Source organism: Actinacidiphila glaucinigra (assembly GCF_900188405.1).
Lineage (GTDB): Bacteria > Actinomycetota > Actinomycetes > Streptomycetales > Streptomycetaceae > Actinacidiphila > Actinacidiphila glaucinigra.
Map to the genome: position 1 here is coordinate 335,391 of NZ_FZOF01000001.1, position 24,531 is coordinate 359,921.

General features: G+C 73.5%; 22 protein-coding genes. 11 read left to right on the forward strand and 11 right to left on the reverse strand.

Going from position 1 to position 24,531, the window contains the following annotated elements:
* Window positions 1-6: 6 nt before the first annotated feature.
* Window positions 7-1,143 (reverse strand): iron uptake system protein EfeO, encoded by a 1,137-nt coding sequence (efeO, locus tag CHF15_RS01565; RefSeq protein WP_089221742.1) that lies wholly within the window; start codon window positions 1,141-1,143, stop codon window positions 7-9.
* Between the two features lie 123 nt (window positions 1,144-1,266).
* Window positions 1,267-2,115, reverse strand: coding sequence for a type I methionyl aminopeptidase (gene map, locus CHF15_RS01570; protein ID WP_089221743.1), 849 nt, complete (start codon window positions 2,113-2,115; stop codon window positions 1,267-1,269).
* Window positions 2,116-2,179: 64 nt separating this feature from the next.
* Between map and CHF15_RS01575 the strand changes: the two genes are divergently transcribed.
* The 4 genes from CHF15_RS01575 (at window position 2,180) to CHF15_RS01590 (ending at window position 6,098) form a co-directional block, all read left to right on the forward strand.
* Complete coding sequence (locus CHF15_RS01575; protein WP_089221744.1) at window positions 2,180-2,413, forward strand: hypothetical protein; 234 nt, start codon at window positions 2,180-2,182, stop codon at window positions 2,411-2,413.
* A 33-nt stretch (window positions 2,414-2,446) separates the two neighbouring features.
* Window positions 2,447-3,445 carry a CapA family protein gene (locus tag CHF15_RS01580; RefSeq protein WP_089221745.1) on the forward strand — a complete coding sequence of 333 codons (999 nt, stop codon included), beginning with the start codon at window positions 2,447-2,449 and terminating at the stop codon, window positions 3,443-3,445.
* 120 nt (window positions 3,446-3,565) lie between these two features.
* Window positions 3,566-4,234: an RlpA-like double-psi beta-barrel domain-containing protein gene (locus CHF15_RS01585; protein WP_089221746.1), complete on the forward strand. Its 669-nt coding sequence runs from the start codon at window positions 3,566-3,568 to the stop codon at window positions 4,232-4,234.
* 166 nt (window positions 4,235-4,400) lie between these two features.
* Window positions 4,401-6,098, forward strand: coding sequence for a carbohydrate binding domain-containing protein (locus CHF15_RS01590; protein ID WP_089221747.1), 1,698 nt, complete (start codon window positions 4,401-4,403; stop codon window positions 6,096-6,098).
* Between the two features lie 22 nt (window positions 6,099-6,120).
* Here the strand turns inward: CHF15_RS01590 and CHF15_RS01595 are convergent, their stop codons facing one another.
* From CHF15_RS01595 to CHF15_RS01610, 4 genes are all read right to left on the reverse strand, one after another.
* Complete coding sequence (locus tag CHF15_RS01595) at window positions 6,121-7,395, reverse strand: MFS transporter (protein WP_089221748.1); 1,275 nt, start codon at window positions 7,393-7,395, stop codon at window positions 6,121-6,123.
* Window positions 7,396-7,684: 289 nt separating this feature from the next.
* Window positions 7,685-8,644: a dihydrodipicolinate synthase family protein gene (locus CHF15_RS01600; RefSeq protein ID WP_089221749.1), complete on the reverse strand. Its 960-nt coding sequence runs from the start codon at window positions 8,642-8,644 to the stop codon at window positions 7,685-7,687.
* Window positions 8,645-8,654: 10 nt separating this feature from the next.
* A complete protein-coding gene (locus CHF15_RS01605) occupies window positions 8,655-9,248 on the reverse strand; it encodes a hypothetical protein (RefSeq protein ID WP_089221750.1) in 594 nt (197 codons plus the stop codon).
* A gap of 66 nt (window positions 9,249-9,314) precedes the next feature.
* On the reverse strand, window positions 9,315-9,998 hold the full coding sequence (locus CHF15_RS01610) for a FadR/GntR family transcriptional regulator (RefSeq protein ID WP_089221751.1): 684 nt from the start codon (window positions 9,996-9,998) through the stop codon (window positions 9,315-9,317).
* 277 nt (window positions 9,999-10,275) lie between these two features.
* Between CHF15_RS01610 and npdG the strand changes: the two genes are divergently transcribed.
* Both npdG and CHF15_RS01620 read left to right on the forward strand, forming a co-directional pair.
* Window positions 10,276-10,992, forward strand: coding sequence for an NADPH-dependent F420 reductase (gene npdG / locus CHF15_RS01615; RefSeq protein ID WP_089221752.1), 717 nt, complete (start codon window positions 10,276-10,278; stop codon window positions 10,990-10,992).
* A 62-nt stretch (window positions 10,993-11,054) separates the two neighbouring features.
* The gene (locus CHF15_RS01620) at window positions 11,055-11,249 is read left to right on the forward strand and encodes a hypothetical protein (protein WP_089221753.1); all 195 of its coding nucleotides are present in this window, start codon (window positions 11,055-11,057) and stop codon (window positions 11,247-11,249) included.
* Here the strand turns inward: CHF15_RS01620 and CHF15_RS01625 are convergent.
* On the reverse strand, window positions 11,242-12,030 hold the full coding sequence (locus CHF15_RS01625) for a site-2 protease family protein (protein ID WP_089221754.1): 789 nt from the start codon (window positions 12,028-12,030) through the stop codon (window positions 11,242-11,244). The genes CHF15_RS01620 and CHF15_RS01625 overlap by 8 nt on opposite strands.
* A gap of 249 nt (window positions 12,031-12,279) precedes the next feature.
* Between CHF15_RS01625 and CHF15_RS01630 the strand changes: the two genes are divergently transcribed.
* Window positions 12,280-12,801: a hypothetical protein gene (locus CHF15_RS01630; RefSeq protein ID WP_245938619.1), complete on the forward strand. Its 522-nt coding sequence runs from the start codon at window positions 12,280-12,282 to the stop codon at window positions 12,799-12,801.
* A 988-nt stretch (window positions 12,802-13,789) separates the two neighbouring features.
* Window positions 13,790-17,119 carry a BTAD domain-containing putative transcriptional regulator gene (locus tag CHF15_RS01635; RefSeq protein ID WP_089221755.1) on the forward strand — a complete coding sequence of 1,110 codons (3,330 nt, stop codon included), beginning with the start codon at window positions 13,790-13,792 and terminating at the stop codon, window positions 17,117-17,119.
* Between the two features lie 7 nt (window positions 17,120-17,126).
* On the opposite strand, the gene ku is transcribed toward CHF15_RS01635, so the two are convergent.
* Window positions 17,127-18,026, reverse strand: a complete 900-nt coding sequence (gene ku, locus CHF15_RS01640; protein ID WP_245938620.1) for a non-homologous end joining protein Ku — start codon at window positions 18,024-18,026, stop codon at window positions 17,127-17,129.
* Window positions 18,027-18,067: 41 nt separating this feature from the next.
* Here ku and ligD point away from each other — a divergent pair, with 41 nt between their 5' ends.
* The 3 genes from ligD to CHF15_RS01655 all read left to right on the forward strand — a co-directional run bounded on the left by ligD (window position 18,068) and on the right by CHF15_RS01655 (window position 21,551).
* On the forward strand, window positions 18,068-18,967 hold the full coding sequence (gene ligD, locus CHF15_RS01645; protein ID WP_089221757.1) for a non-homologous end-joining DNA ligase: 900 nt from the start codon (window positions 18,068-18,070) through the stop codon (window positions 18,965-18,967).
* 13 nt (window positions 18,968-18,980) lie between these two features.
* Window positions 18,981-19,856, forward strand: a complete 876-nt coding sequence (locus CHF15_RS01650; RefSeq protein ID WP_179279612.1) for an ATP-dependent DNA ligase — start codon at window positions 18,981-18,983, stop codon at window positions 19,854-19,856.
* Between the two features lie 144 nt (window positions 19,857-20,000).
* On the forward strand, window positions 20,001-21,551 hold the full coding sequence (locus tag CHF15_RS01655) for a M48 family metallopeptidase (protein WP_179279613.1): 1,551 nt from the start codon (window positions 20,001-20,003) through the stop codon (window positions 21,549-21,551).
* Here the strand turns inward: CHF15_RS01655 and CHF15_RS01660 are convergent.
* The 3 genes from CHF15_RS01660 to CHF15_RS01670 are packed head-to-tail and all read right to left on the reverse strand — an operon-like array spanning window position 21,542 to window position 24,406.
* Window positions 21,542-22,597 (reverse strand): PHP domain-containing protein, encoded by a 1,056-nt coding sequence (locus CHF15_RS01660; protein WP_089221759.1) that lies wholly within the window; start codon window positions 22,595-22,597, stop codon window positions 21,542-21,544. The genes CHF15_RS01655 and CHF15_RS01660 overlap by 10 nt on opposite strands.
* Window positions 22,598-22,607: 10 nt before the next feature.
* Complete coding sequence (locus CHF15_RS01665) at window positions 22,608-23,429, reverse strand: ABC transporter permease (protein WP_089221760.1); 822 nt, start codon at window positions 23,427-23,429, stop codon at window positions 22,608-22,610.
* Window positions 23,426-24,406 (reverse strand): ATP-binding cassette domain-containing protein, encoded by a 981-nt coding sequence (locus CHF15_RS01670; protein WP_089221761.1) that lies wholly within the window; start codon window positions 24,404-24,406, stop codon window positions 23,426-23,428. Before CHF15_RS01670 ends, CHF15_RS01665 begins: the two co-directional genes overlap by 4 nt.
* Window positions 24,407-24,531: the final 125 nt, after the last annotated feature.

Consider the following 24,531-nt stretch of genomic DNA (forward strand, 5'->3'; position numbering starts at 1 on the left):
CTCGGGTTACTTGGCGACGGCCGCGGCGAGCTTCGACAGCGGCTCGGCGAGCGCGTTGACCGCGTCCGAGAGCTCCTTGCGCTGGTCCTTGCCGACGGTGTCGTAGGACACGAACTCCGTCGAGCCGCCGCTCTTGCGGTACTTGTCGAGCAGCGTCGTCAGGGCCGGGAACTGCTTGTCCAGCTCGGCGGTGAGCGCGGCGTCGTTCTCGGCGGCGACCGGCTTCAGCAGCTCGTACGCCTTCAGCGCGCCCTCGACGTTGGCGTCGAAGTCCGACAGGTCGGTGTGGGAGTAGCGGTCCTCCTCACCGGTGATCTTGCCGGTGGCGACCTCGTCCAGCAGCTCCTTGGCGCCGTTGGCCATGCTGGTGGCCGTGATGTCGGCCTTGCCGACGCGGGTCTGCCAGTCCTTCAGGTCGGAGACCAGCTGGTCGGCGAGGGCGCCCTCCTCCGGCCCGGCCTTCTTGTCCTGCCACAGGGACTTCTCCAGCCGGTGCCAGCCGGTCCACTTCTGGCCGTCCTCCAGGCCGTCCTCGCGGGTGTCGGTCAGCGGGTCGATGTCGCCGAAGGACTCCGCCACCGGCTCGGTGCGCTCCCAGCCGACTCGGGAGGGCGCGAAGAGCGACTTGGCCTTCTCCACGTCGCCCGCCTTGACGGCGTCGGCGAACTGCTGGACCACCGGGACGGTCTGGTCGGCCTGCTCCTGGACGTAGGTGCGGTACGCGGCCACCGCGGCGTCCAGACGCGCGTCGCCCTTGGCGGCGCCCTTGCCGGTGACGGTTATCTTCTGGCGGATGCCGTCGCCCTTCATGCCGGGCTTGCAGGCGATCTGGTACGTACCGGCCTTGATCTCAGCGGTGATGGTGGCCTTGGTGCCGGGGCCGATGTTCTCCCGCTCGGTCACGATCTGGTCGCTGGGCGTGTAGACGTAGACCTCGGTGACCTTCGAGCCCTTGTTCTCCACGGCCAACCGGATGTGACCGGCCGGGAAGGTGGTCCTGGAGACCTCGCACGTGCTGTCCGTCGCGGTCACCGTGATCGCGTCGGAGGCCTTGCCGTCCGCCTTCTCCGCGCACCCGGTGACGGCGGTGACGGCGACCACCATGCCGGCGGCGGCTACTGCGGACATGCGGACGGCGGACATGCGATCTCCAGGCGGCTCAGGGACAGCGGCTTAGGCAAGCCTTTCCTGTGAAAGGCTTGCCTAACCTATCCGAGGCGCCCCGCGGCTATTCATCCTTTTCGCAAAGGAAAGGCAATGGAAAGGTCAAGGGAGCGTCAGCACCTCCGCGCCTGTGTCCGTCACCACAAGGGTGTGCTCGAACTGCGCGGTGCGCTTGCGGTCCTTTGTGACGACCGTCCAGCCGTCGTCCCAGATCTCGTACTCGTGCGTGCCCAGGGTCAGCATCGGCTCGATGGTGAAGGTCATCCCGGGCTTCATGATCGTGGTGGCGCGCGGGTCGTCGTAATGCGGGACGATCAGGCCGGAGTGGAAGGCGGTGTTGATCCCGTGGCCCGTGAAGTCGCGCACGACGCCGTAGTCGAACCGTTTGGCATAGGACTCGATGACCCGGCCGATCACATTGATCTGCCGTCCCGGCTTCACCGCTTTGATGGCGCGATTCAGGGATTCCCGGGTGCGTTCCACCAACAGCCTTGATTCCTCTGCGACTTCACCGACGAAGTAGGTGGCGTTGGTATCGCCGTGCACTCCGTGGATGTAGGCGGTGACATCCAGGTTGACGATGTCGCCGTCGCGCAGCTCGGTGGAGTCGGGGATGCCGTGGCAGATGACCTCGTTGACGGAGGAGCACAGCGACTTGGGGAAGCCCCGGTACCCGAGGTCCGAGGGGTAGGCCTGGTGGTCGCACATGTACTCGTGGGCGATCCGGTCCAGCTCGTCGGTGGCGACACCGGGCGCGATGGCCTTCGCCGCCTCCTCCATGGCCTGTGCGGCGATCCGCGAGGCGATCCGCATCTTCTCGATCGTCTCCGCCGACTGCACCTCCGGGCCGTCGTACGGCCGCGGGGCCGGCCTGCCCACGTACTCCGGACGCGGGATCGAGGCGGGCACGGAACGGGTGGGGGAGAGCTTGCCGGGAACCAGGACAGACATGTCGGCGAGTGTATCGGCGGCCGGTCGGGCAGCATGGCGGCAGGACGTCGTACGAGGAGGGACGATGGCGCTGTTCAGGCGAGTCCGCAAGCCCGCGGGGAAGCCCGGCGAGTGGTTCTACTGCATCGAGCACCACAAGGTCGAGGAGGGGCCCGAGTGCCCCGCCAAGGACCGGATGGGGCCGTACCCGAGCCGCGCGGACGCGGAGCGGGCGATGGAGACGGCCGCCGAGCGGAACCTGCAGTGGGAGAACGACCCGCGGTGGAAGGACCGCGCGCGGGAGGAGGGGGAGGACTGACCCGGCCGCCTGTGCCGGGTGCACGATGGAGGGGTGAAACTCGGTCTGGCCGGTGACACCATGCTCGGCCGCATGGTCGCCGCGCGGCTGGCCGAGGCCCCGCCGGAGGCGCTCTTCTCCGACGAGGTCGTGGCCGTCGCGCGGGAGGCGGACCTCTTCGTCCTCAACCTGGAGTGCGCGATCTCCGACCGCGGCGAGCCGTGGCCCGACCCCCTCAAGCCCTTCTTCTTCCGTGCCCCGCCGGTCGCCGTGCGCGCCCTGACGCACCTGGGCGTGAGCTGCGTCAACCTGGCCAACAACCACGCCCTGGACTACGGCCGCACGGCGTTGCTGGACACCCTGGAGCACCTGGCCGCCGCCGGGATCGCCGCCGTCGGGGCCGGGCCGGACGAGGCCGCCGCGCGCGCCCCGGCGGTGCTGGCCGGCCGGGGCGGCCCCGCGGGCTCCCCGGGCCTGGGCGTCGTCGGCGTCACCGACCATCCGGCGGAGTACGCGGCGGGACCGGACCGCCCCGGGGTCGCCTACGCTGACCTGGGCGAGGGCGTCCCGCGCTGGCTCACCGACGGCGTCGCGAGCCTGCGCACGCGGACCCCGGCGGTGCTCGTCACCCCGCACTGGGGGCCCAACATGACCACCGGCCCGGCCCGCCGCATCCGTGCCGCGGCCGCCGCCCTGCGCACGGCCGGCGCCGCCCTCGTGGCGGGCACGTCCGCGCACGTCTTCCACGGCGTGACGGACGGGGTGCTCTACGACCTCGGCGACTTCGTCGACGACTACGCGACCGACCCGAGGCTGCGCAACGACCGCGGTCTGCTCTTCCTCGTCGCCTTCGACCCCGCCGGCCGGCGCCCCGTCCGGCTGGAGGCGGTGCCGATCGCCCTCGACTTCTGCTTCACCCGCCTGGCCGACCGCGCCGAACGGGCCTGGATCGCGCGGCGGTTCCGGCGCGCCTGCGCGGCGTTCGGGCACGAGGTCACGGAGGAGCGCGGCCGCCTCGTGGTCTGCTGGGACGGGGAAGCTACCCGCCCGTAGCACAGACACCCCCTTCCTGTCCGAGATTCCGAACGGATTGAGGTCCAGACCAGCGGCGCTCCGTTTCCCAAGGCACGTGGACCGGATCCGACCGACGGCCGGTCGGAGGAAAGGGGCCCCATGTCCAGGAAACGCACGATGAGCACCAAGCAGAAGATCGCGCTCATGACCGGGGCGGCGACCCTGGCCGGCGGTTTCGCCGTGGTGACGATGAGCATGGGCCACGCCTCGGTGGTGTGCGACGGGCTCGACCAGGCGCTGCGCAACAACGAGAGCTTCATCGCGGGCCAACGCGCCAACCCCGACGCCCAGTCGGCGGCGCGGATCGCCAACCGCGAGGCCGTGATCAAGCAGATCAACGTGCAGCGGGAGGCCTCCGGTTGCGGGGCCGCCCCGGCGGCGCCCGCGGCGCCCGCCGCCCCCGCCGGGCAGGGTCAGGGCCAGAACCAGCAGGGGCAGAACCAGGGTCAGAACCAGAATCAGGGTCAGAACCAGGGCCAGAACCAGGGCCAGGCCGCGCCGCCGGCGGGCGGCGCCGGCGGTCAGGTCGTCTGCGCGGGCTCGACGGTCACCCTTTCCGGCGAGGCCGGCGCGCCCGCCGCCTCCAGCAACCAGTTCCCGCTGGGCACCAGGCTCAAGGTGACCAACCTGGACAACAACAAGTCGACGACGGTGACGGTGACCTCGCCTTCCGGGAGCTGCGCGCTGCTGAACAACGCGGCCTTCGAGCAGGTCCGGGAGCCCGGCAAGTTCCTCATCAGGAAGGCGCGCATCGAGCGCGTCGGCTGACCGGGACCCCTCGGCCGGTCCGGGCCACTGCCGTACCAGGAAGCGGCGGTGGTCCGGACCTCTTGACGGGAGCACGACAGTCCGCTTCAATCCGCGGAGACAGGTCCAGACCAACGGTCCAGACCACTCGCACAGCGCAGCCCCCCGCCCCCCACAGGGAGGTCACGTGCTCTTCCGTCGTCATGTCCCCCGTACCGGATCGCGCAGATCCCGCTTCCTCGCCGGCGTCACCGCCGCCTTCCTCGCCGCCGCGGGCAGCCTGATCGCCCTGCCCGGCACCGCCCACGCCGCCAACCTCGTCGCCAACCCGGGCTTCGAGAGCGGCAGCCTCTCCGGCTGGTCCTGCTCCGGCGGATCGGTCGTCAGCAGCCCCGTGCACGGCGGCACCAAGGCACTGGCCGGCGCGGTCAGCAGCAGCGACACCGCCCAGTGCACCCAGACCGTCTCCGTGCAGCCCAACACCGCGTACTCGCTGTCCGGCTGGGTGCGCGGCGCGTACGTCTACCTCGGGGTCACCGGCGGCGCGTCCACCTGGACGCCGTCCGCCGCCTCCTACACGCAGCTCACCGTCCCCTTCACCACCGGCGCCTCGCAGACCAGCGTCCAGATCTATGTGCACGGCTGGTACGCGCAGGGCACCTACAACGCCGACGACATCAGCCTCGACGGCCCCGGCGGCGGGGGCGGCGGGGACACCCAGGCGCCCACCGCGCCCAGCGGCCTCACCTCGACCGGCAAGACCTCCTCCAGCGTCTCGCTGTCCTGGAACGCCGCCACCGACAACACCGGCGTCACCAGCTACGACGTCTACCGCGGCAGCACCCTCGCCACCACGGTGACCGGCACCTCCGCCACCGTCACCGGGCTGGCCGCGAGCACCGCGTACACCTTCACCGTCAAGGCGCGCGACGCCGCGGGCAACACCTCGGCCGCCTCCAACGCGGTGAGCGTCACCACCAGCGCGGGCGGCGGCGGGGGCACCGGCTTCAAACAGGCCGCGCCCTACCTCTACCTCGGCTGGGGCGACCCGCCGAGCCCGTCCACGGTGATGAGCGCCACCGGCATCAAGTGGTTCACGATGGCCTTCATCCTCTCCTCCGGCGGCTGCAACCCGGCCTGGGACGGCTCCCGTCCGCTGACCGGCGGCACCGACCAGTCCACCATCAACGCCATCCGCGCCGCCGGCGGCGACATCGTCCCGTCCATCGGCGGCTGGAGCGGCAACAAGCTCGGGCCCAACTGCTCCACGCCCGAGGCGCTCGCCGGCGCGTACCAGAAGGTGATCGACGCCTACGGCCTCAAGGCGATCGACGTCGACATCGAGAACACCGACGAGTTCGAGAGCGAGGTCGTCCAGGACCGCGTCCTGAACGCGCTGAAGATCGTCAAGCAGAACAACCCCGGCATCCGCACGATCATCACCTTCGGCACCTCGACGACCGGTCCCAGCTACTGGGGCAACCGCCTCGTCGAGCGGGCCAACGCACTCGGCGCCAACATCGACGTCTTCACCATCATGCCGTTCGACTTCGGCGGCGGCGCCGACATGTACGGCAACACCGTGAACGCCGCCGAGGGCCTCAAGGCCAAGCTGAAGTCCACCTTCGGCTGGGACGACGCCACCGCCTACGCCCACCTCGGGATCTCCGGCATGAACGGGCTGAGCGACCAGCAGGAGACCACCACCCCGGCCATCTGGACCCAGATCCGGGACTGGGCCAACTCCCACCACATCGCCCGGCTCGCCTACTGGTCCGTCAACCGGGACCGCCCGTGCCCCGGCGGCGGTGTGACCAGCAACTGCTCCGGCATCAACCAGAGCACCTGGCAGTTCACCTCGATCACCGCCGGCTTCACCGGCTGATCGGACCCCCGCCCCCCACGGGTCAGGCGGCGGAGGACACCGCGTCCTCCGCCGCCTTGCGCATGCCCACGGCGTGCTCGTTGGTCCGGGCGTCGTACGCCATCAGCGTCGGCAGGCAGGCTGCCAGGGCCCCGACCGCCGCCACGCACGCCAGCCCGCCGGTCCACACCGAGGTGCGCAGGCCCAGCAGCGCCGCCGAGCCGCCGGCCCGCACCTGGCCGAACTGCGGGCCGATGGTGAAGGAGAGCAGTTCGATGCCGGCCAGCCGGCCGCGCAGCGCGTCGGGGATGGTCTGGTTCCAGATGGTGGCCCGGAACACCCCGCTGACCATGTCGAAAGCGCCCGCCAGCGCCAGGAAGGCCAGCACCGCCCAGACGTTGCCGGACCAGCCGGCCGCCGCCATGCACAGCCCGAAGCCCGCCGCGGCCAGCACGACCGCCCGACCGTGCCGGTGCACCCGCGACGACCAGCCGCCGGTGAGGCTCATCAGCAGCGCACCGGCCGGCAGGGCCGCGTACATCAGGCCCAGCGACCAGGGCGCGCCCAGGTCGTCCGCGATGAAGGGGAACACGGCGATCGGGAAGGCCAGTCCGGTGGCGGCGATGTCCACCACGTAGGTGCCCAGCAGTTCCTTGCGGCTCCAGGCGTAGCGCGCGCCCTCCGCGATCGAGCGCAGCGACGGGCGCTTCGCGTCGTGCGAGGGCGGTGAGGGCCGCAGCCCGAGGCCGAGGACGACCGAGAGGGCGAAGGTGAGGGTGTCGACGGCGTACGCCCACCGCAGGCCCGCGTACGCGATCAGCACACCCGCCAGTGAGGGCGCCGCGATCGCGCCGATCTGCCAGCGCAGCGCGTTCAGCGAGGCGGCCGCGGTCAGTTGCCCGTGCGGGACGATGCGCTGCACGATCGCCTCCAGCGCCGGCCGCTGGAGCCCGCCCAGCGCGCTGGTCAGCGCGGCGACCACGTACAGCGGCCACAGCAGCGGCCGCGGCAGCAGGGCGTTGAGCAGCAGCACGGCCGACAGCACCCCGAGGGCCGCCTCCGTCCACAGGATGAGCTTGCGGCGGTCCAGGGCGTCCGCGAGCGCCCCGCCGTAGAGGCCGCAGACGATCAGCGGCACCAGTTCGACGGCGCCGAGGGCGCCGACCGCGAGGGTGGAGCCGGTCATTTCCTTGACCTGGACCGGGAGGGCCACGAAGGTCAGGAAGCTGCCGAAGCTCGTGATCAGGCCCGCGCACCACATCAGGCGGAAGTCGCGCGAGGTCCGCCACGGTGCGAGGTCGGGAAGGAATCTGGACACGAGGTCGCATGCTCCGTGCACGGACCTCTCGGCGCAACCGGATTTTCCCGCCCGTGCCCCGTGACCGGGAGGGTCGGGCGGTCGGGTCGGACGGCGGCCGCGAGGCACCGGTGCGGCCCGCCTGTCCTCGACCGGTGTCACCGGCGACCAGTGGTGGCACATGCGGCGTTCGTGGCCCGGCGGCCTTCCGCGCGAGTGCGGGTCCGCGCTGACGACGGCACGGACGGGCTCACCTGCGGGTGCCGCTCACGCCGCGGCCCCGCGCGGGACCTGGTGGCGGGCATCGCCGTCAGCGCAGCAGCCCCGCGGCCGCCAGCCGCTGCCGGACCACCGCGACGGCGGTGTCGTCCAGCGGGACCTGCGGGGGCGCCGTGGCCGCGCAGCCGATGACGCCGCGCAGCCGCAGCGCCGTCTTGAACGCGCCCAGCGCGGAGGAACTCGGGCCCATCGGCGTGGAGTCCGCGCCCGCGTCGACGATGGCGAAGAGCTGCGCGAGCCGGTCCTGCTCCGCCGCGGCCTCCCGCCAGCGTCCCGCGACGGCGTGCGCGTGGAGCCGTACGTAGCCGTGCGGGTCCACGTTGCCGAGACCGGGGACGACGCCGTGCGCGCCCGCCAGCAGGGCTCCGTCCACGGCGAGTTCGGAACCGGTGAGCACGGCGAAGGAGGAGTCCAGGCCGCGGCGGCGCAGCTCGGTCAGCAGCCGGCGCATGGGGCCGTCGGCGCCGCTGCTGTCCTTCAGGCCGGCCAGGGTGCCCTCCTCGGCGAGGGCCAGCACGGTCGCCGCGGGCAGCTTGGTGTGCACCGCGGAGGGGATGTCGTACGCGAACAGCGGCGCCCCGCCCGCCCCGTCCCGCACCCGGCGGAAGTGGTCGGCGATCTCCATCGGATGCGTCGCCGCGTAGAAGGGCGCGGTCGCCACCAGGGCGTCGGCGCCCGCCGCGACGGCGGCCCGCGCGTGCTCCAGCACACGCGGGGTGGTCATGTCGACGACACCGGCCAGCACGGGCACCCGGCCCCCGACGGCCTCCACGACCGTCGTGAGCGCGGTGTGCCGCTGCGCGTCGGTGAGGAAGGCCGTCTCGCCGCTGGACCCCAGGGCGAAGACCCCGTGGACCCCGGCCGACAGGACGTGCCCGACCAGGGCGCGCAGGCCCGCGGTGTCGACGTCCCCCGTCTCCGTGAGCGGGGTGCACAGAGGTGGTACGACCCCGCGCAGCGGGCGGAGCGGATCGGTCCCGGTTGCGGTCATGGACGGCTTCCTACCAGCTCGCCGGGGGCGGCGACACCAGGTGCTCGGCGAGCCGGGAAAGTCGTGGCAGCCGGTCCCGCAGCCGCACCCGGCGTCCGGCCGCCGCGCTGACCAGGTGCTGCAGCACGTCCATGCCGACCTCGGAGGGCTCCGGCGGCACGGTGAGCGCCTCGTGCGCCAGCCCGCGCAACTCGGGGTCGCCGGCGTCCATCGCCAGCACGGTCGCGCCCGAGCGCCGCGCGTCGTCCACCCGCTCCAGCAGCCCGGCCTCGGCCCGCTCGGGGGTGACGACCAGTACCGTCTCGCCCCTGCGCGCGGCCTCCAGACGGGCCGTCCCGACCGCCAGGTGAGGGGGTGCGCCCTGTGGCACGCGGTGCCGCACCAGCGTCGGCGACAGCTCCGGCAGCCCGCTCCACGCGGCCTCGTCGTCCAGATGGGCCGCCATGTGCCAGGGCTCGTAGCCCCCGCTGCCGACGAGCAGCAGCCCGCCCGCGGGCCCCCGGCGGACGGCCCCGCGCAGCGAGCCGGCGAAGGACCGGGTCAGCTCCGGCCACTCGCTTCCGGCGAGCAGTTCACGGACGACCTCGACCCGTACGGCATCCATGCCCCGCATCCTCGCGGACCGCGCCCCCGCCCGGCCCCGCTTCGCGCCCCGCTCACCCGAACGGGGTCAGTCCGCGCCGTCGGCGGGCAGGGCCCGGGACACCCGTTCCCGCACGTCCGCGAAATGCCGCCGCATGGCGGCCCTGGCCGCGCCCGCGTCCCCGGTGCGCAGCGCGCCGACGACGGCGCGGTGGTTGGCGACGGCCCGCTCGGCCGGGCCGTCGGCGGGCGCCAGGGCGGTGCCGACCTCGTGGTAGGCGGCCCAGAAGAGGTCGACGAGCTGCAGCACGAGCTCGTTGCCGCAGGAGGAGTAGAGCAGCGAGTGGAAGGCCCGGTCCGCGTCCGGGTCGTCGATCATCCGCGCGGCGAGCTCGTCGAGTTCGTCCAGCCGCTGCGGCGGCAGCGTCCCGGCCACCTCGCCTATCAGGCCGACCTCGAGCAGTTCGCGCACCGCGACGAGGTCGGCGAGGGCCCGCACCCGGGACCGCAGGTGGAAGGTGAGCGAGGGCATCAGCATCCGCAGCGGCGCCTGTCCGACGAACGTGCCCGTGCCGTGCCGGATCTCGACGATGCCGAGCGCCTGCAGAGCCCGCACCGCCTCGCGCACGCTGTTGCGGCCGGCACCGAGCAGGTCCATCAGCTGCGGCTCGGTCGGCAGGGTCGCGCCCGGGGCGAGCCGCTGCTCGTGGATCAGCTCGATGATGCGGTCCTGGAGCGTCGGGCCGCGGCTGCTGCCGGCGGTTCTGGTCACGGGTGGCCGCCTTTCCCTGTGCTGTCGTGCGCTTTTGACGTTCCGTCAGCTGTCCCGTGCGGCGCGCACCGGGCGAGGGACGTCCTGCGTCCCTCCGGCGGCCGCGCATCGGGAGGCAACACCGATGTCATACCTCACATCCGTCGTCCCCCGAGCCAATACCGGTGCGTACGGGGGCTTTCCCGCACCGCGCGGGGTCGCGCACGGGCCGGGCGGCGAGGGGCGCGTCACAGCGTCCGCGCGGCCACGCACGGCCCCCACCTGGCAGGATCGCGGTATGACTGTTGACAGTGGCAATGAGACCCCCGCCCCCAAGGCCCCCGCGAAGGACCCCTGGGAGCTGCCCGACGTGTCCGGCCTCGTCGTCGGCGTCCTCGGCGGCACCGGCCCGCAGGGCCGCGGGCTGGCGTACCGGCTCGCCAAGGCCGGCCAGCAGGTGATCATCGGCTCGCGCGCCGCGGACCGCGCCCGGGCCACGGCCGACCGGCTCGGCCTCGGGGTGCAGGGCGCCGACAACAAGGAGACCGCCCGCCGCAGCGACGTCGTCATCGTCGCCGTCCCGTGGGAGGGCCACGGCGAGACCCTGGAAGCCCTGCGCGAGGAACTCGCCGGCAAGCTCGTCGTCGACTGCGTCAACCCGCTGGGCTTCGACAAGCAGGGCGCCTACGCCCTGAAGCCGGAGGAGGGCAGCGCCGCCCAGCAGGCCGCCGCGCTGCTGCCGGAGTCCCGCGTCACCGCCGCCTTCCACCACCTGTCCGCGGTGACGCTCGAGGACCCGGAGGTCGAGTCGATCGACACCGACGTCCTCGTCCTCGGCGACAGCCGCGCCGACACCGACCTCGTCCAGGCCCTGGCCGCGCGCATCCCCGGCATCCGCGGCGTCTTCGCCGGCCGGCTGCGCGGCGCCCACCAGGTGGAGGCGCTGGTCGCCAACCTGATCTCGGTCAACCGCCGCTACAAGGCCCACGCCGGCCTGCGCCTGACCGACGTGTAGGGCCGCGGGGGCATGGGGGACAATGGGCGGGTTCGCGACCGATCCGACAGGAGCCGCCCCCCATGCCCCGCCTCGCCCTCTACGCGCTCGTCCTGTGCGCGCTCGCCGTGGCCGCCGCCGTCGTCTCCTTCGTGGAGGGCAGCTGGCTGGGCGTCCTCTGGATCCTGATCGCGGGCCTGACCAGCAACATGTGCTGGTACTACCTGCGCAAGGCGAAGGCCGAGCGGGAGTCCGGGGAGCAGCGGACCGCTAGCTGAGCGGGTCGCCCTTCCAGAACTGGAAGAAGGCGTAGCCCAGGCCCGACAGCCCGTCCGGGATCCCGAAGGCCGCCGTCACGGAGTCGATGAAGCCGAAGAACGCGGCGTTGACCTCGGGGATCCACAGCACACCGAAGACGGCCAGCAGCCCGAACTGCCCGAAGGGCTCCAGCTGGCGCCGCGTCCGGTACGACAGCCAGGGCTCGATCACGCCGTAGCCGTCCAGGCCCGGCACCGGCAGCAGGTTCAGGATCGCCGCCGTGACCTGCAGCATCGCCAGGAAGGCCAGCGCGGACGCGAACGGCGCGTTGGTGCGGTCCAGCGTGATGACGCCGAGGGTGAACGGCAGCATCAGGGCGATCGCGAACAGCACGTTGGTCAGCGGGCCCGCCGCCGAGATGAGGCTGTGCTTCCACCGGCCGCGGATCCTGCCCCGCTCGATGAAGACCGCCCCGCCGGGCAGGCCGATGCCGCCCAGGATCACGAAGATCACCGGCAGCACGATGCTCAGCAGCGCGTGCGTGTACTTCAGCGGGTTCAGGGTCAGATAGCCCTTGGCGCCGATCGAGATGTCGCCGCCGTGCAGCGCGGTACGGGCGTGCGCGTACTCGTGCAGGCACAGGGAGACGACCCAGCCGGACACGACGAACAGGAACACGGCGAAGCCGGTGCTGGTCGAGAAGTCCGTCCACACCGCCCAGCCCGAGACGGCCATGATCGCGACCAGGCCCAGGAAGATCGGGCTGATCTGCCGTTCACTGCGGGTTGCTGCGGTCGTCATCGTGCGGGCTCCTGCGGAGGCGGTACGTCATCGGTCGTGGTGCTGGCCGCCCGATCATGCCATCCGGCCGCCGCCGGGCACAGCCACGGCGGGATAACGCTCTGCCGCCGCCGGACGTTCCTACGGCGCCCCGCCCCTGCCCGGCCGTCCGGGTGGCGCCCGCGTTGCGATCCGTCATCGATCGCCGCCGGCCCCCTCACGGCCCCGGGAACGCGGGCGCATGCTGAGTCGCACCGGGGTGAGGGGGGAATGATGGGACGGATTCGGCGCGTCGTCCTGGCGGTGCTCGGCACCGCAGGGCTGGGTCTGCTGTCCGGATGCGGGCCGGCGATCACGGGAGTCATGGGGATCGCCGTGACCGAGGACGGGAAGCCGCTCGCGGTGATGCTCGTCTGCGACGGCCAGGTGGAGCGCGTCACGCTCCACGACGCCGACCGGGGGCCGAGCAGGAAGAGCCGCCTGGCCGCCTGGAACCGGGGGAGGCCGGCCACGGGGTTCTCCGTCTGGTCGCTGGAGAGCGGCGGAAGGGGCTGGAGCGTGGACAAGCCCATGCCGCCCCTGGAGCCGGGGCGCGGCTACACCCTGCACGGGTGGACCGGTGACCCCGAGTCGACGACCAGCGGCGTGGACTTCACGGCCGCGCAACTGGCGGGCCTGCGGCCCGGGCAGGTCCGGTGGTTCAGGGGCGAGGGGATGCCGGGCGCGGACCGGGGCGGGTTCGCGACGGCGGGGGTGGGGGAGTTTCGCGCGGAGGCGTGCGGTGGTTTGTGACGGGGGGCCGTGGTTGCGGCCGGTGGTTGTGTGCGGGTGCGTTGCGCCTGCGGCGGGCATCCCCCGCCCTCCCGCCCGATTGCCCGGCGCGGTTGGTGACCGCCTGCGCGCGTGCGTGGTGGGCCGGGGGCGGGGCCTCCGGGGCTGGGCATTCTGTACCGCATATTTATGTGCATGGCGGGCACCCGCGCTCGGCGCCCCGGATGCCGCACAACAAATACACGTCAGCGTCCAGAACGCCCACCCCTACGACCCCGCCCCCTCCGTGTGTGTCGCGACCAACGGCCGGAGGGTGGTGATGGGGGGCACCCCTCCCCACACCGCTGGATGCTGCCCCCAGCGGGGATCCCCCGGCCGGAGGCCGAGCGAGGGTGCGCTGTACTGGTGGCGCGGCCGGCCCGGCGCTCACCGTGCCGCTGGTATCGAGCCGGATTGTGTGGGCGTTCGGTGAGACGCGTGCGGTAACCCCGGACCGCCCTCTCACCCCCCTCCGGCCGTCATGCGCCCGAACCCACGGGAGGGGGTGTGGCGGGGTGCGCCCATGGGGGTCCCCCCGGCCGAAGGCTGGGGGAGACGAGCGGCGGACCCGGTGCGGAATGACGTTGGGGTAAACCGCGAGCGTTCTGGGGGTCCCCCCGGCCGAAGGCTGGGGGAGTGCGCCGACGCGGCACCGACCCAGGCACACGGTGCGAGGCCCGCGCTGACCGCGCCGGGCAATCGGGAGGGCGGGTGGGAGAACCGCCCGCCGCAGGCGCAACGCACCCGCACACAACCACCGGCCGCATGGGGCACCCGGACCGTAACCACGACGCACCCGGACCGCAACCACGACGCACCCGGACCGCAACCACGACGCACCCGGACCGCAACCACGACGCACCCGCACCGCAACAACCGCGGCGCCGCACACGACAACCGGGCCCCACAGAACGCGTCCCGGTCGCAACCCGGCGGCACCCGGACCCCGCGCCTCGGACAGAATGGGTGCGTGCGCTACGGCATTCTCGGGACGACGCAGGTTCACCGCGACGACGGCACAGCCGTACCCCTGGCCGGTACGCGGCTGAGGTCGCTGCTCGCCGCGCTGGCGCTGCGTGCCGGTCGGGTGCGCACCACCGAGGCGCTGATCGACGAGGTGTGGGAGGGCGAGCCCCCCGCCGACGCCACCGGCGCCCTGCAGGCGCTGGTCGCGCGGCTGCGGAGGGCGATCGGGCACGAGGCCGTCGGCTCGGTGGACGGCGGCTACCGCCTCGTGGCCGAGCCGGACGCCGTGGACCTGCACCGCTTCGAGCGGCTCGTCGACGACGGCGGCCGGGCGCTCGCCGACGGCGACGCCGCCAAGGCCGCGGAGGCGCTGGACTCCGCGCTCGCGCTGTGGCGCGGCCCGGTGCTGGCCGACCTCCCGGACCGCGTGTCCGTCGCGCCCCGCTACGACGCGCTGCGGCTGGACGCCCGGCGGCTGCGGATAACCGCCGAAGTGGCGCTGGGCCGGGCCGAGCAGGTGCTGCCGGAGGCCGTGGAACTGGCCGCGGCGCACCCGCTGAACGAGGCGGTTCAGGTGCTGCGGCTGCGTGCGCTGCGCGAGGCGGGCCGGGGCGCCGACGCGCTGGTGGCGTACGAGGAGGTGCGGCGCGAGCTCGCCGAGACGCTGGGCACCGATCCGGGCCCGGAACTGCGCGCCCTCCACACGGAGCTGCTGAATCCCTCCGCCCCCGCCCCCGCCCCCGCCCCCGCGGCGGCGGCTCGGCTCGGCAACGTGCGTGCCCGGCTGACCAGTTTCGTGGGCCGCGAGGCGGACCTGTCCGCGATCGCCGCGGACCTCGCGGCCGCGCGGCTGGTCACCGTCACCGGCCCGGGCGGCACCGGCAAGACCCGCCTGTCGCAGGAGGCCGGGGACCTGGTCGCCGACCACTGGCCGGACGGCGTCTGGTTCGCGGAGCTGGCCCCCGTGGAGGACCCGCGCACCGTGGCCGTCGCCGTGGTGAACGCGCTCGGCCTGCGCGAGACGCTGCTGCACGCGGCCTCGGCGACCGAGGCGGCGCTGGCCGCGGAGGCGAAGGGGGTCGCGGCCAAGGACCCGCTGCTGCAGCTCACCGAGTACTGCGCGGAACGCCGCATGCTGCTGGTCCTGGACAACTGCGAGCATGTGATCGGCGCCGCCGCCGAGCTCACGGAGCGGCTGCTCGCGCACTGCCCGGACGTGGCGGTGCTGGCCACGAGCCGTGAACCGCTGGGCGTCCCGGGCGAGTTGATCCGCCCGCTGGACCCGCTGCCGCAGCCGCCGGCCCTGCGGCTGCTCGCCGACCGCGGTGCGGCGGCCCGCCCCGGCTTCACGCCGGACGAGGACCCCGAGGCCTGCGCCGAGCTGTGCCGCAGGCTCGACGGACTCCCGCTCGCCATCGAGCTCGCCGCGGCCCGGCTCCGTATGATGACGCCCCGTCAGCTGGCCGACCGGCTCGACGACCGCTTCCGCATCCTCACCGCGGGCAGCCGCACCGTGCTGCCGCGCCAGCAGACGCTGCGCGCGGTGGTCGACTGGAGCTGGGGCCTGCTCAGCGAGGCCGAGCGGATCGTGCTGCGCCGCTTCGCCGTGTTCGCCGGCGGCTGGGACCTGGCCGCCGCCGAGGCGGTGTGCGGAGCGGACGGCGGGGCCGTGGACGCCCGTGACGTCGCCTCCGTCCTGGCCTCGCTCGTCGACAAGTCGCTGGTCGTCGCCGACCTCGCCGAGGACGGCGCCCGCTACCGCATGCTGGAGACCATCGGCGAGTACGCGGCCGAACGCCTCGTCGAGGCCGGCGAGCGCGACACCGTGGGCCGCCGCCACACCACGTACTTCCGCGAGTACGTGCGCACCGCCGACCCCGAGCTGCGCGGACCGGGTCAACTGCGCTGCCTGGACCGCCTGGAGCGGGAGCACGAGAACCTGCGGGCCGCGATCCGCCGGGCGGTGGACACCGGGGACGAACAGGAGGCGCTCTGCCTGGTGCTGGCCTGCAGCTGGTTCTGGGAGATGCGCAACTACCGCAGCGAGAGCGGCCACTGGCCCGCCGTGGTGGCCGCGATGAGCCCGGTGGACGCCTTCGCCGAGCCGCTGCGGCTCCCGCCGCTGGACCGAGGGCCGCTGGAGGACCCGCTGCCGATGACGCCGCAGCAGCTCACCGAGGCGCGGCGCTGGGCGCGCACCTCCGAGGTGTTCGCGTACATGGGCGAGCGCGACGTGTGGAACGACCCGCGGCTGGTCGGGCTGGGCGAGGCGATCATCGAGGCCTACCCGCCGGAGCTGCCGCAGTCCAGCCTGCGGCCGGGGCTCTTCCGCATGCTCGGCGCGATGCTGACCGGGCGCTTCGACCGCATGGCCGAGCTCATGGACGACACGGTGGCGAGCTGCCGGCTGCACGGCCGGGTGTGGGAGCTTGCGTTCGCGCTGCAGTTCCGCGCCAAGGTGATGAACGACGTGGAGGACCGGCTCGAGGCCTCCATGGAGGACATCCGCGAGGCCCGGGAGCTGTTCGGCAGGGTCGGCGACGACTGGGGCATGGCCGAGGTGCTGGCGGCGGAGGCCGAGGCGACCGCCAACGCCGGAGACTGGGTCCGCGCCGCGGAGAGCTGCCGCGAGGCCATCGAGCTCGCCCGCAAGCTCGGCGCGTACCAGCATGTGCCGATCATGCAGGTCCGCCTCGGTGACGCCCTCGCCAACGCCGGCGACCTCGTGGAGGGGGAGCGGCTGATCCGCGAGGGGGTGGCGGAGGCCGAGACCTACCGGCCGGTGGGCGACGACGCGGGCTACTACGGCAAGGTGCTCCTCATCGCCCTGCTCTCGCGGCGCGGCGAACTGGACGAGGCCTTCGCGCTGCTCGACGTCCTGCAGGCCGCCCCGCCGCGCGGGATGCCCTCGTTCATCGTCGGACTCCTCGCCGCCATCCGCGGCTGGCTCACCGGCATGGCCGGCGACCCGTACGGCGGGCTGCCCCATCTCGCCGAGTCCGTCGCCTACATGGAGGGGCACCCGCTCAGCCCGATCATCGGGCCGCGCCTGGGTGTGCTCCTCTTCCCGCCGGGTGTCGCGCTCTTCACCGGGATCGCCGGCCTGCGGGACGGCGACGACGTCCGCGGCCCCGCCCGCCGCGCCGCGGTGGTGCTGGGCGCCCATGACGCGCTGCGGCAGACCGCCTGCACCCCGTGGGAGCGGACGAGCCTGGACGAGGACGCGGTGCGGCTGCGCGGGTACCTGGGCGAGGAGGACTTCGCGCACGCCTACCGCGAGGGCGAGGGGCTCGTCTTCGCCGAGGCGGTCGAGCTGCTGCGCCGGCCCGTCTGAACCTTCCTCAGCCGGCCTTCTTGCGGGGCGCCGCCTTCTTCGCCGCGGTCTTCTTGGCGGCCGTCTTCTTCGCGGGGGCCTTCTTGGCTGCCGTCTTCTTCGCCGGGGCCTTGCCGGAGGCGGTCTTCTTCGCGCCGGTCTTCTCCCCGCCGCGGGCGTCGATGCTGGCCTGCAGCGCGGCCATCAGGTCCACCACGTTGTCGGGGGCGGCGGTGACCTCGGCCATCTCGGGGACGGGCTCGCCCTCCAGCCGGGCGGCGACCAGCTCGTCCATCGCGTGCTGGTACTCGTCGTGCATCGACTCCAGGTCGAAGTCCTCGGAGAGGGTGTCCATCAGGCTCTGCGCCATCTTCAGCTCCTGCGGCCGCACGGTGACCTTCTCCGGCGGCGCCAGCCCCTCCGCGGCGCGGACCTCGTCGGGCCAGTACATGGTGTGCAGGACCAGCACGTCCTCGTGGACGCGCAGCAGCGCCAGCGACTCGCGGGTGCGCAGTGCGATCTTGGTGACGGCGGCCTTGCCGCTGCTGCTCAGGGCCTCGCGGAGCAGGACGTACGGTTTGGCCGCGGCGGTCTCGGCGCCGACGTAGTAGGCACGCGACAGCGACAGCGGGTCGATGTCGTCGGCGTCGACGAAGGCGAGCACGTCGATCAGCTTCTTGCTGGGCAGGGGGAGGGCGGCCAGGTCCTCGTCGGTGAGCACCACCGTGCGGCCGGCCTCGTCCTCGTACCCCTTGGCGATCTCCGCGTAGGGGACCTCCTTGCCCTCCTTCTCGCAGAACCGCTTCATGCGGATGCGGCCGCCGTCCTCGGCGTGCACCTGGTGCAGGGAGACGCCGTGCTCCTCGGTGGCCGCGTAGAGCTTGACGGGAATGGAGACCAGCCCGAAGCCGATCGCACCTTTCCACATGGATCGCATACTTTCGTCCCTTTCCGGGGACTTTCCAGACTATGCCCGCCCCGTCAGCCTCGCCCGACCGGCAGACGGTCGAGGTGGACGGCCGCCGAGTGGTCCTCACCCACCTGGACAAGGTCGTCTTCCCGGTCACCGGCCACACCAAGGCACAGCTGCTGCAGTACTACGCGAGCATCGCCCCGGTGCTGGTGCCGCACGCCGCCGGGCGCCTCGCCTCCTTCGTCCGAGCCCCCGAGGGCCCGCACGCCCAGCGGTGGTTCGCCAAACGCCCGCCCGCCGGCACGCCCGACTGGGTGACCACCGCCGGGGAGGCCCGCGAACCGCACATCGTCGTCGACTCCACCCCCGCCCTGGTCACCATGGCCAACCTCGGCGCCTGGGAGGTCCACGTCCCGCAGTGGACCGCGGCGGGCGGCCGCGACGCCCACGACCGGCTCGTCCTCGACCTCGACCCCGGCGAGGGCGCCGACCTCGTCCTGTGCTGCCGGGTCGCCGAACGCCTGCGGCAGATGATGGAGGACGACGGGCTCACCGCCTTCCCCGTCACCTCCGGCAGCAAGGGGCTCCACCTGTACGCGCCGCTGCGGCCCGCCAGCGAGGCCGCCGCCACCGGCTACGCCAAGGCGCTCGCCGCCCGTATGCGTGACGAGCACCCCGGACTCGTCGTGTTCTCCATGACCCGCAGCCTGCGCGCCGGGAAGATCTTCATCGACTGGTCCCAGAACGCCTCCGCGAAGACCACCGCCTGCCCCTACACCCTGCGGCTGCGCGACCGCCCCGGCGTCGCGGCCCCCGTCACCTGGGACGAGGTCGCCTCCTGCCGGACGGCGGAGGACCTCGCCTTCACCCCCGAGGAGGTCCTGCGGCGCGCCGCCGACCACGGCGACCTGCTGGCCGCCCTCGACGGCGCCGCCGGACGCGGCACCCTGCCGTGACGGGCGCCCCCACGTGACCGATCCGCTCCCGCTCCCCGTCCGTGTCGCCCTGGCCCGCCGTGTGGACACCGTTCCCGCGGCCGACGCCCTTCCCGGCGGGTGCGCCTACGAGCCCAAGTTCGACGGCCACCGCATGGTCGTCCTCACCGGCCCCGTACGTCTGCAGACCCGCTCCGGCCGGCTCGTGACGGCGACCTTCCCCGAGATCGCCGAGGCCGCCGGGGCGCTGCCGCCGGGGGTCGTCCTCGACGGCGAGGTCGTCATCTGGCGGGACGGCCGCATCGACTTCGGCGCCCTCCAGCGCCGCGCGCTGCGCGGCTCCCGCCGCGGCCCCGTCCTCCCCGCCAACTATGCGGCCTTCGACCTGCTCGCGGCCGCCGGCACCGACCTGCGCGGCCGCCCGTACGACGAACGCCGGGCCGCCCTCGTCGCCCTGCTGGCGCCGCTCGGGCCGCCGTTGCAGGCCGTACCCATGACGACCGACCGCGACGAGGCCGTCCAGTGGTACACCTCGCTCGCCCCGGCGGGCATCGAGGGCCTCGTCGTCAAGGGCCGCGGCCAGCGCTACCGCCCCGACCGCCGCGACTGGCTCAAGCTCCGCCACGCCGTCCCGCAGGACGCCGAGGCCATCGGCTTCACCGGCACCCCCCGCGCCCCGCGTGCCCTCGTCCTCGACCTCGGCGACGGCCCCTTCGCCTCCGCGCCCCTGGACGCCCCCCTCCGCACCCAGCTCGCCGCGCTCCTCGTCCCCCCGACGCCCACGGCCGCCGCGGCCCTCGACGACGGCACCCCCTACCGCCCGCTGCCCGCCCCCCTCCCCGTCGAGATCCTCCAGGGCGAGGGCCGCCACGCCCTCACCGCGGTGCTCCGCCTCCGGCCCGAGGCGTGAGGGGCGGAGGGGTTCACGGGCGGAGGAGTTCACCACCCCGCCGAGGAAAGCCCGTTGAGCGGCGGTCGGCGCCGGAATACCATGACGCGTCGCCGCCCGGTCCGTCGCGTGCGACTCCCCGGTTCCCAGGAGACTCCTTCCGGCATGCGCGCGTTCCTCCAGGCCGTCCTGCTGCTCGTCCTGCTGCTCGGCTTCTACGTCATGACCCTCGGCCTGCTCGCGGCGATCGTGGCCGCCGACGTCGTCCTCACCGACGTCGCACTGCGGCAGGGCTATGTGACCTTCCTGTTCCTGGGCATCAGTGTCGCCTTCGCCTCACCGCTGGTGTCGGGCCTGTTCGCCTCCGTCCGCGGCGTCAACCGCCATCGGCCCGACGGGATTCGGGTGACCGCGCAGGAGCAGCCGGAGCTGTGGGCGCGTGTGCGCCGGGTGGCCGAGGCCATGGAGACCTCGGCCCCCGTCGAGCTCTGGCTCGTGGCGGAGCCGGTGGCGGCGGTCTGGCAGAGTTCCTGGGTGCTCGGGCTGATCCCCGGGCCCCGGCGGATGGTGCTGGGCATCCCGTTCCTCACCGGCCTGACGGAACGCCAGATCGACGCGGTCATCGCCCATGAACTCGGCCACTTCGCCCAGCGTCACACCGTCCTGGCGGGGCTGGCCGCCCGCAACCGCGTCGGTCTGATGCGGGTCCTGGAGCGGTACGCCGAGGACGGCAACGGCATCGGCCACGCGATGGGCTCGATGTTCGCCGGCTACGCCCGCTTCTGCCTGCGGACGACGCAGGCCCAGGCACGCCTCGGGGAACTCGCCGCGGACCGCGCCGCCGCGGGGATCGCCGGACGGGACACCACCGCCGCCGCCCTGCGCCGTATCCCCCTGCTCGACGCCGCGCACACCCGCTACGTTCGCGAGTACGCCGGCATCGGCACCGCGCTCGGTCTGCTCCCCCCGGCCCAGGAGGTCCACTCCGGCTTCCGTGCGTTCCTGGACAGCGGCACCTGGCAGGAGGAGGAGCGGCGGCTGATCGACGACCCGCCCCGGGAGAAGACCTCGCCCTACGACTCCCACCCCCCGATGCGCGAGCGGGTCGCGGCGATCGAGGCACTGCCCGCCGACGCCGCCGGGACGTTCCCCGGCGAGCCGTCGCCGGCGGGAACCGGCCTCGTCAGGGACCTCGCGGGAACCGGCGCCCGCACCGTGCTGGCGCTTCCCGGGGCCGCGGAGCTGCGGCAGCTGCCGTGGCGGGACCTGGCCGCCGAGGTGGGGACGGCGGAGCTCGGCACCGAGGCGACACCGGTGCTCCGGGCGGGCCGCGCGGTCCTGCGCAGGACCGCGGACCTCGCGATGCTGCTGGACGCGGTCGACGCCGGGCAGTGGGCGGAGGTCGTCGACTGCATGCCGCGTCCCGGCCACGGGGGCCACATGCTGCTCGACGACTCGCTGCGGGCCCGCGCCCGCGCCGACGCCGTGGACGCGCTGTACTCCCTGGTGCTGACGGCCCTGGTCGAGGGCGGCCGGGCCCGCTGGGAGCTGGACTGGGAACGCGGCAGGCACCTGGAGTTCGACGAGGGGGTCCATGCCGCCCTGGACCGGGCCATGGACGCCGCCGTGTCCCCCGGGGAGGGAGCCGAACCGGACACCTCGGGCCTGCGCGACCTCCTCGGGCTGCCCGCGGACCGGGCACCGGCTCAGCCCTGAGCGGCCGCCGCCGGCACCTCGCGGGTGCGGGTCCAGCGCAGCAGGGTGTCCGCGTCCCAGGTGTTGACGACCCGCTCAGGGGGGACGCCGCACTCCTCTGCGCGGGCGCAGCCGTTGATCTGCCAGTCCAGCTGGCCGGGGGCGTGGGCGTCGCTGTCGATGCTGAAGAGCACCCCGGCCTCCACGGCCTTGCGCAGCAGCCGGCGCGGCGGGTCGAGGCGGTCCGGGCGGCTGTTGATCTCCACGGCCACCCCGAAGCGCTCACAGGCGGCGAAGACCAGGTCCGCGTCGAACTCCGACTCCGGGCGGAGCTTGCCGGACACCAGCCGGCCCGTGCAGTGGCCGAGCACGTCCACCAGGGGGTTGCTGATCGCGGAGATCATCCGCCGGGTCATCTCGTCCCGGTCCATCCGCAGTTTGGAGTGGACGGAGGCGACGACCACGTCCAGCCGGCCCAGCAGCTCCGCGTTCTGGTCGAGGGCGCCGTCGGCGAGGATGTCGCACTCGATGCCGGTGAGCAGCCGGAAGGAGCCGCCGAGGCGGGCGCCGACCTCGGCCACCACCTCCAGCTGGGCGCGCAGCCGCTCGGCGGTCAGCCCCCGGGCCACGGTCAGCCGGGGGGAGTGGTCGGTGAGCGCCGCCCACTCGTGGCCCAGCTCCATCGCGGTGCGGGCCATCGTCTCGATCGGGCTGCCGCCGTCGGACCAGTCGGAGTGCAGATGGCAGTCGCCGCGCAGCGCGGCCCGCATCCGCAGCCCCGCGCCGCCCTCCGGCCGGGGGACCGCGTCCGCGGCGCCCTCCGCCAGCCGGGTGAGGTAGGCGGGCCGATCGCCCGCCAGCGCCTCCCGGACGACCGCGGCGGTCTTCGGGCCGAGCCCCTTGACCTCCTCCAGGCCGCCCGCCCGTTCCGCGCGCCGCCGGAGCTCCTCCGGCGGCATCGCGGCGACCGCGGCGGACGCGCCGCGGAAGGCACGGACCCGGTAGGTCGGGGCACCGTCCCGCTCCAGCAGGAAGGCGATCCGGTCCAGCGCCGCTACGGGGTCCATGCCTCCAGGATCAGGTCTTGTTGCGGAACCTCGCCACCGCCAGCGGCGCGCTGATCGCCGTGATGCCCACGGCCCACATCACCGTCATCATCGCCGAGTGCGCGACGGCGCCGCCGTTGATCAGGTTGCGGGAGGCGTCCGCGAGGTTGGACAGCGGGTTGTAGCGGGTGAAGGCCTCCAGCCAGCCCGGCATGGTCGTCGGCTTGGCGAAGATCGAGCTCCCGAACTGCAGCGGCAGGACGACGATCATGGCGAGTCCCTGGACGGACTGGGGGGTCCGGGCGACCAGACCCAGGAGGATGAAGACCCACATCAGCGAGGCCCCGAAGGCGAGCGACAGCACCACCGCGCCCAGCAGCCCGAACACCCCGTTGTCCACGTGCAGTCCGAGGATGAAGCCCATCAGGAGGAGGATCACGGTGGCGACCAGCGCCCGGCCGATCTCCACCACGATCTTCGCGATCAGCACGGAGGAACGGGCGATCGGCATCGTGCGGAAGCGGTCCATCACCCCGGTCTTGAAGTCCGAGTTGACGCCCGTGCCGACGGCCATGGCGATGTTCATGCCCATCATGGCCATCAGGCCGGGCACCATGTAGTTGACGTACTTCTCCTGGCTGCCCTCGAGCGCGCCGCCGAAGACGTACACGAACAGCAGCGTGAAGACGATCGGCATCAGCAGCGCGTCGAACATCGACTCCGGGTCCTGCCGGATCTGCAGCACGTTGCGCCGCACGAGGGCGCCGATGTGCCGCAGGTTGGCGCGCAGCCCGATCCGCGGATCGGCGGCCGCGGCCCTGGTGTTCCCCGCGGGGACGGTGACGGCGCTCATGCCGCGAGCTCCTCTCGCTCCTGGGTGCCGCTGCCGCGCGTGACGGCCAGGAACACCTCGTCCAGACTGGGCAGATGGGTGTCGATGCCGGCGATGGCGAAGCCCTGTGCGCCGAGCGCGGCCACGACCTCCGTCAGCTGCTCGTCGCTGAGGATCGGCACGTTGAGGACCCCGCCCGCGTGGTCCGCGACGGCCTGCGCGCCCCTGCCGAGCGCCGCCGCCATCGCGTCCAGCACCCCGGGGTCCACCGGCCGCACCTGCAGCGTCCGGCCGCCGACCTTCGCCTTCAGCTCCTCGACCCGGCCCCCGGCGATCACCCGGCCCCGGTCGATGACCGTCAGCTCGTGCGCGAGCTTCTCGGCCTCCTCCATGTACTGCGTGGTCAGCAGCACGGTCGAACCGTCCGCGACCATGTTCCGCACTTCCTCCCACACCTCGTTGCGGGTGCGGGGGTCCAGGCCGGTGGTCGGCTCGTCCAGGTACAGCACCGCCGGGCGGCCGATCATCGACGCCGCCAGGTCCAGGCGCCGGCGCATGCCTCCCGAGTACTCCTTGGCGGGCTTGCGGGCGGCGTCCGTCAGCGAGAACCGCTCCAGCAGCTCGTCCGCCCTGCCGCGGGCGTCCCGCCGGGACAGGTCCAGCAGCCGGCCGATCATGTAGAGGTTCTCGCGGCCCGACAGCGACTCGTCGACCGAGGCGTACTGCCCGGTCAACCCGATCACCCGGCGCAACTGCCGGGGCTGCGTCAGCACGTCGTACCCGGCCACCGTCGCCGTGCCGGCGTCCGGCCGGATCAGCGTGGACAGGATCCGTACCAGCGTCGTCTTCCCGGCGCCGTTCGGCCCCAGCACGCCGAGCACGGTCCCCTGCCGCACGTCCAGGTCCACCCCGTCGAGGGCCTTCGTCTCCCCGTAGCGCTTCACGAGCCCCCGCACCCTGACGGCGGTGTCCGCGCTCTTGGCATCTCGTTGTGTCATGCCGCCACGGTCGCGTGTGTCGCCGACACGGCGCCGACATATCGCTGACAGCCCCACCGACACCCCACCGACACGCCCCCGGCCGCCCGCGCGCCGCACCGGAGAACGCCGGAGGGGGGACGCGC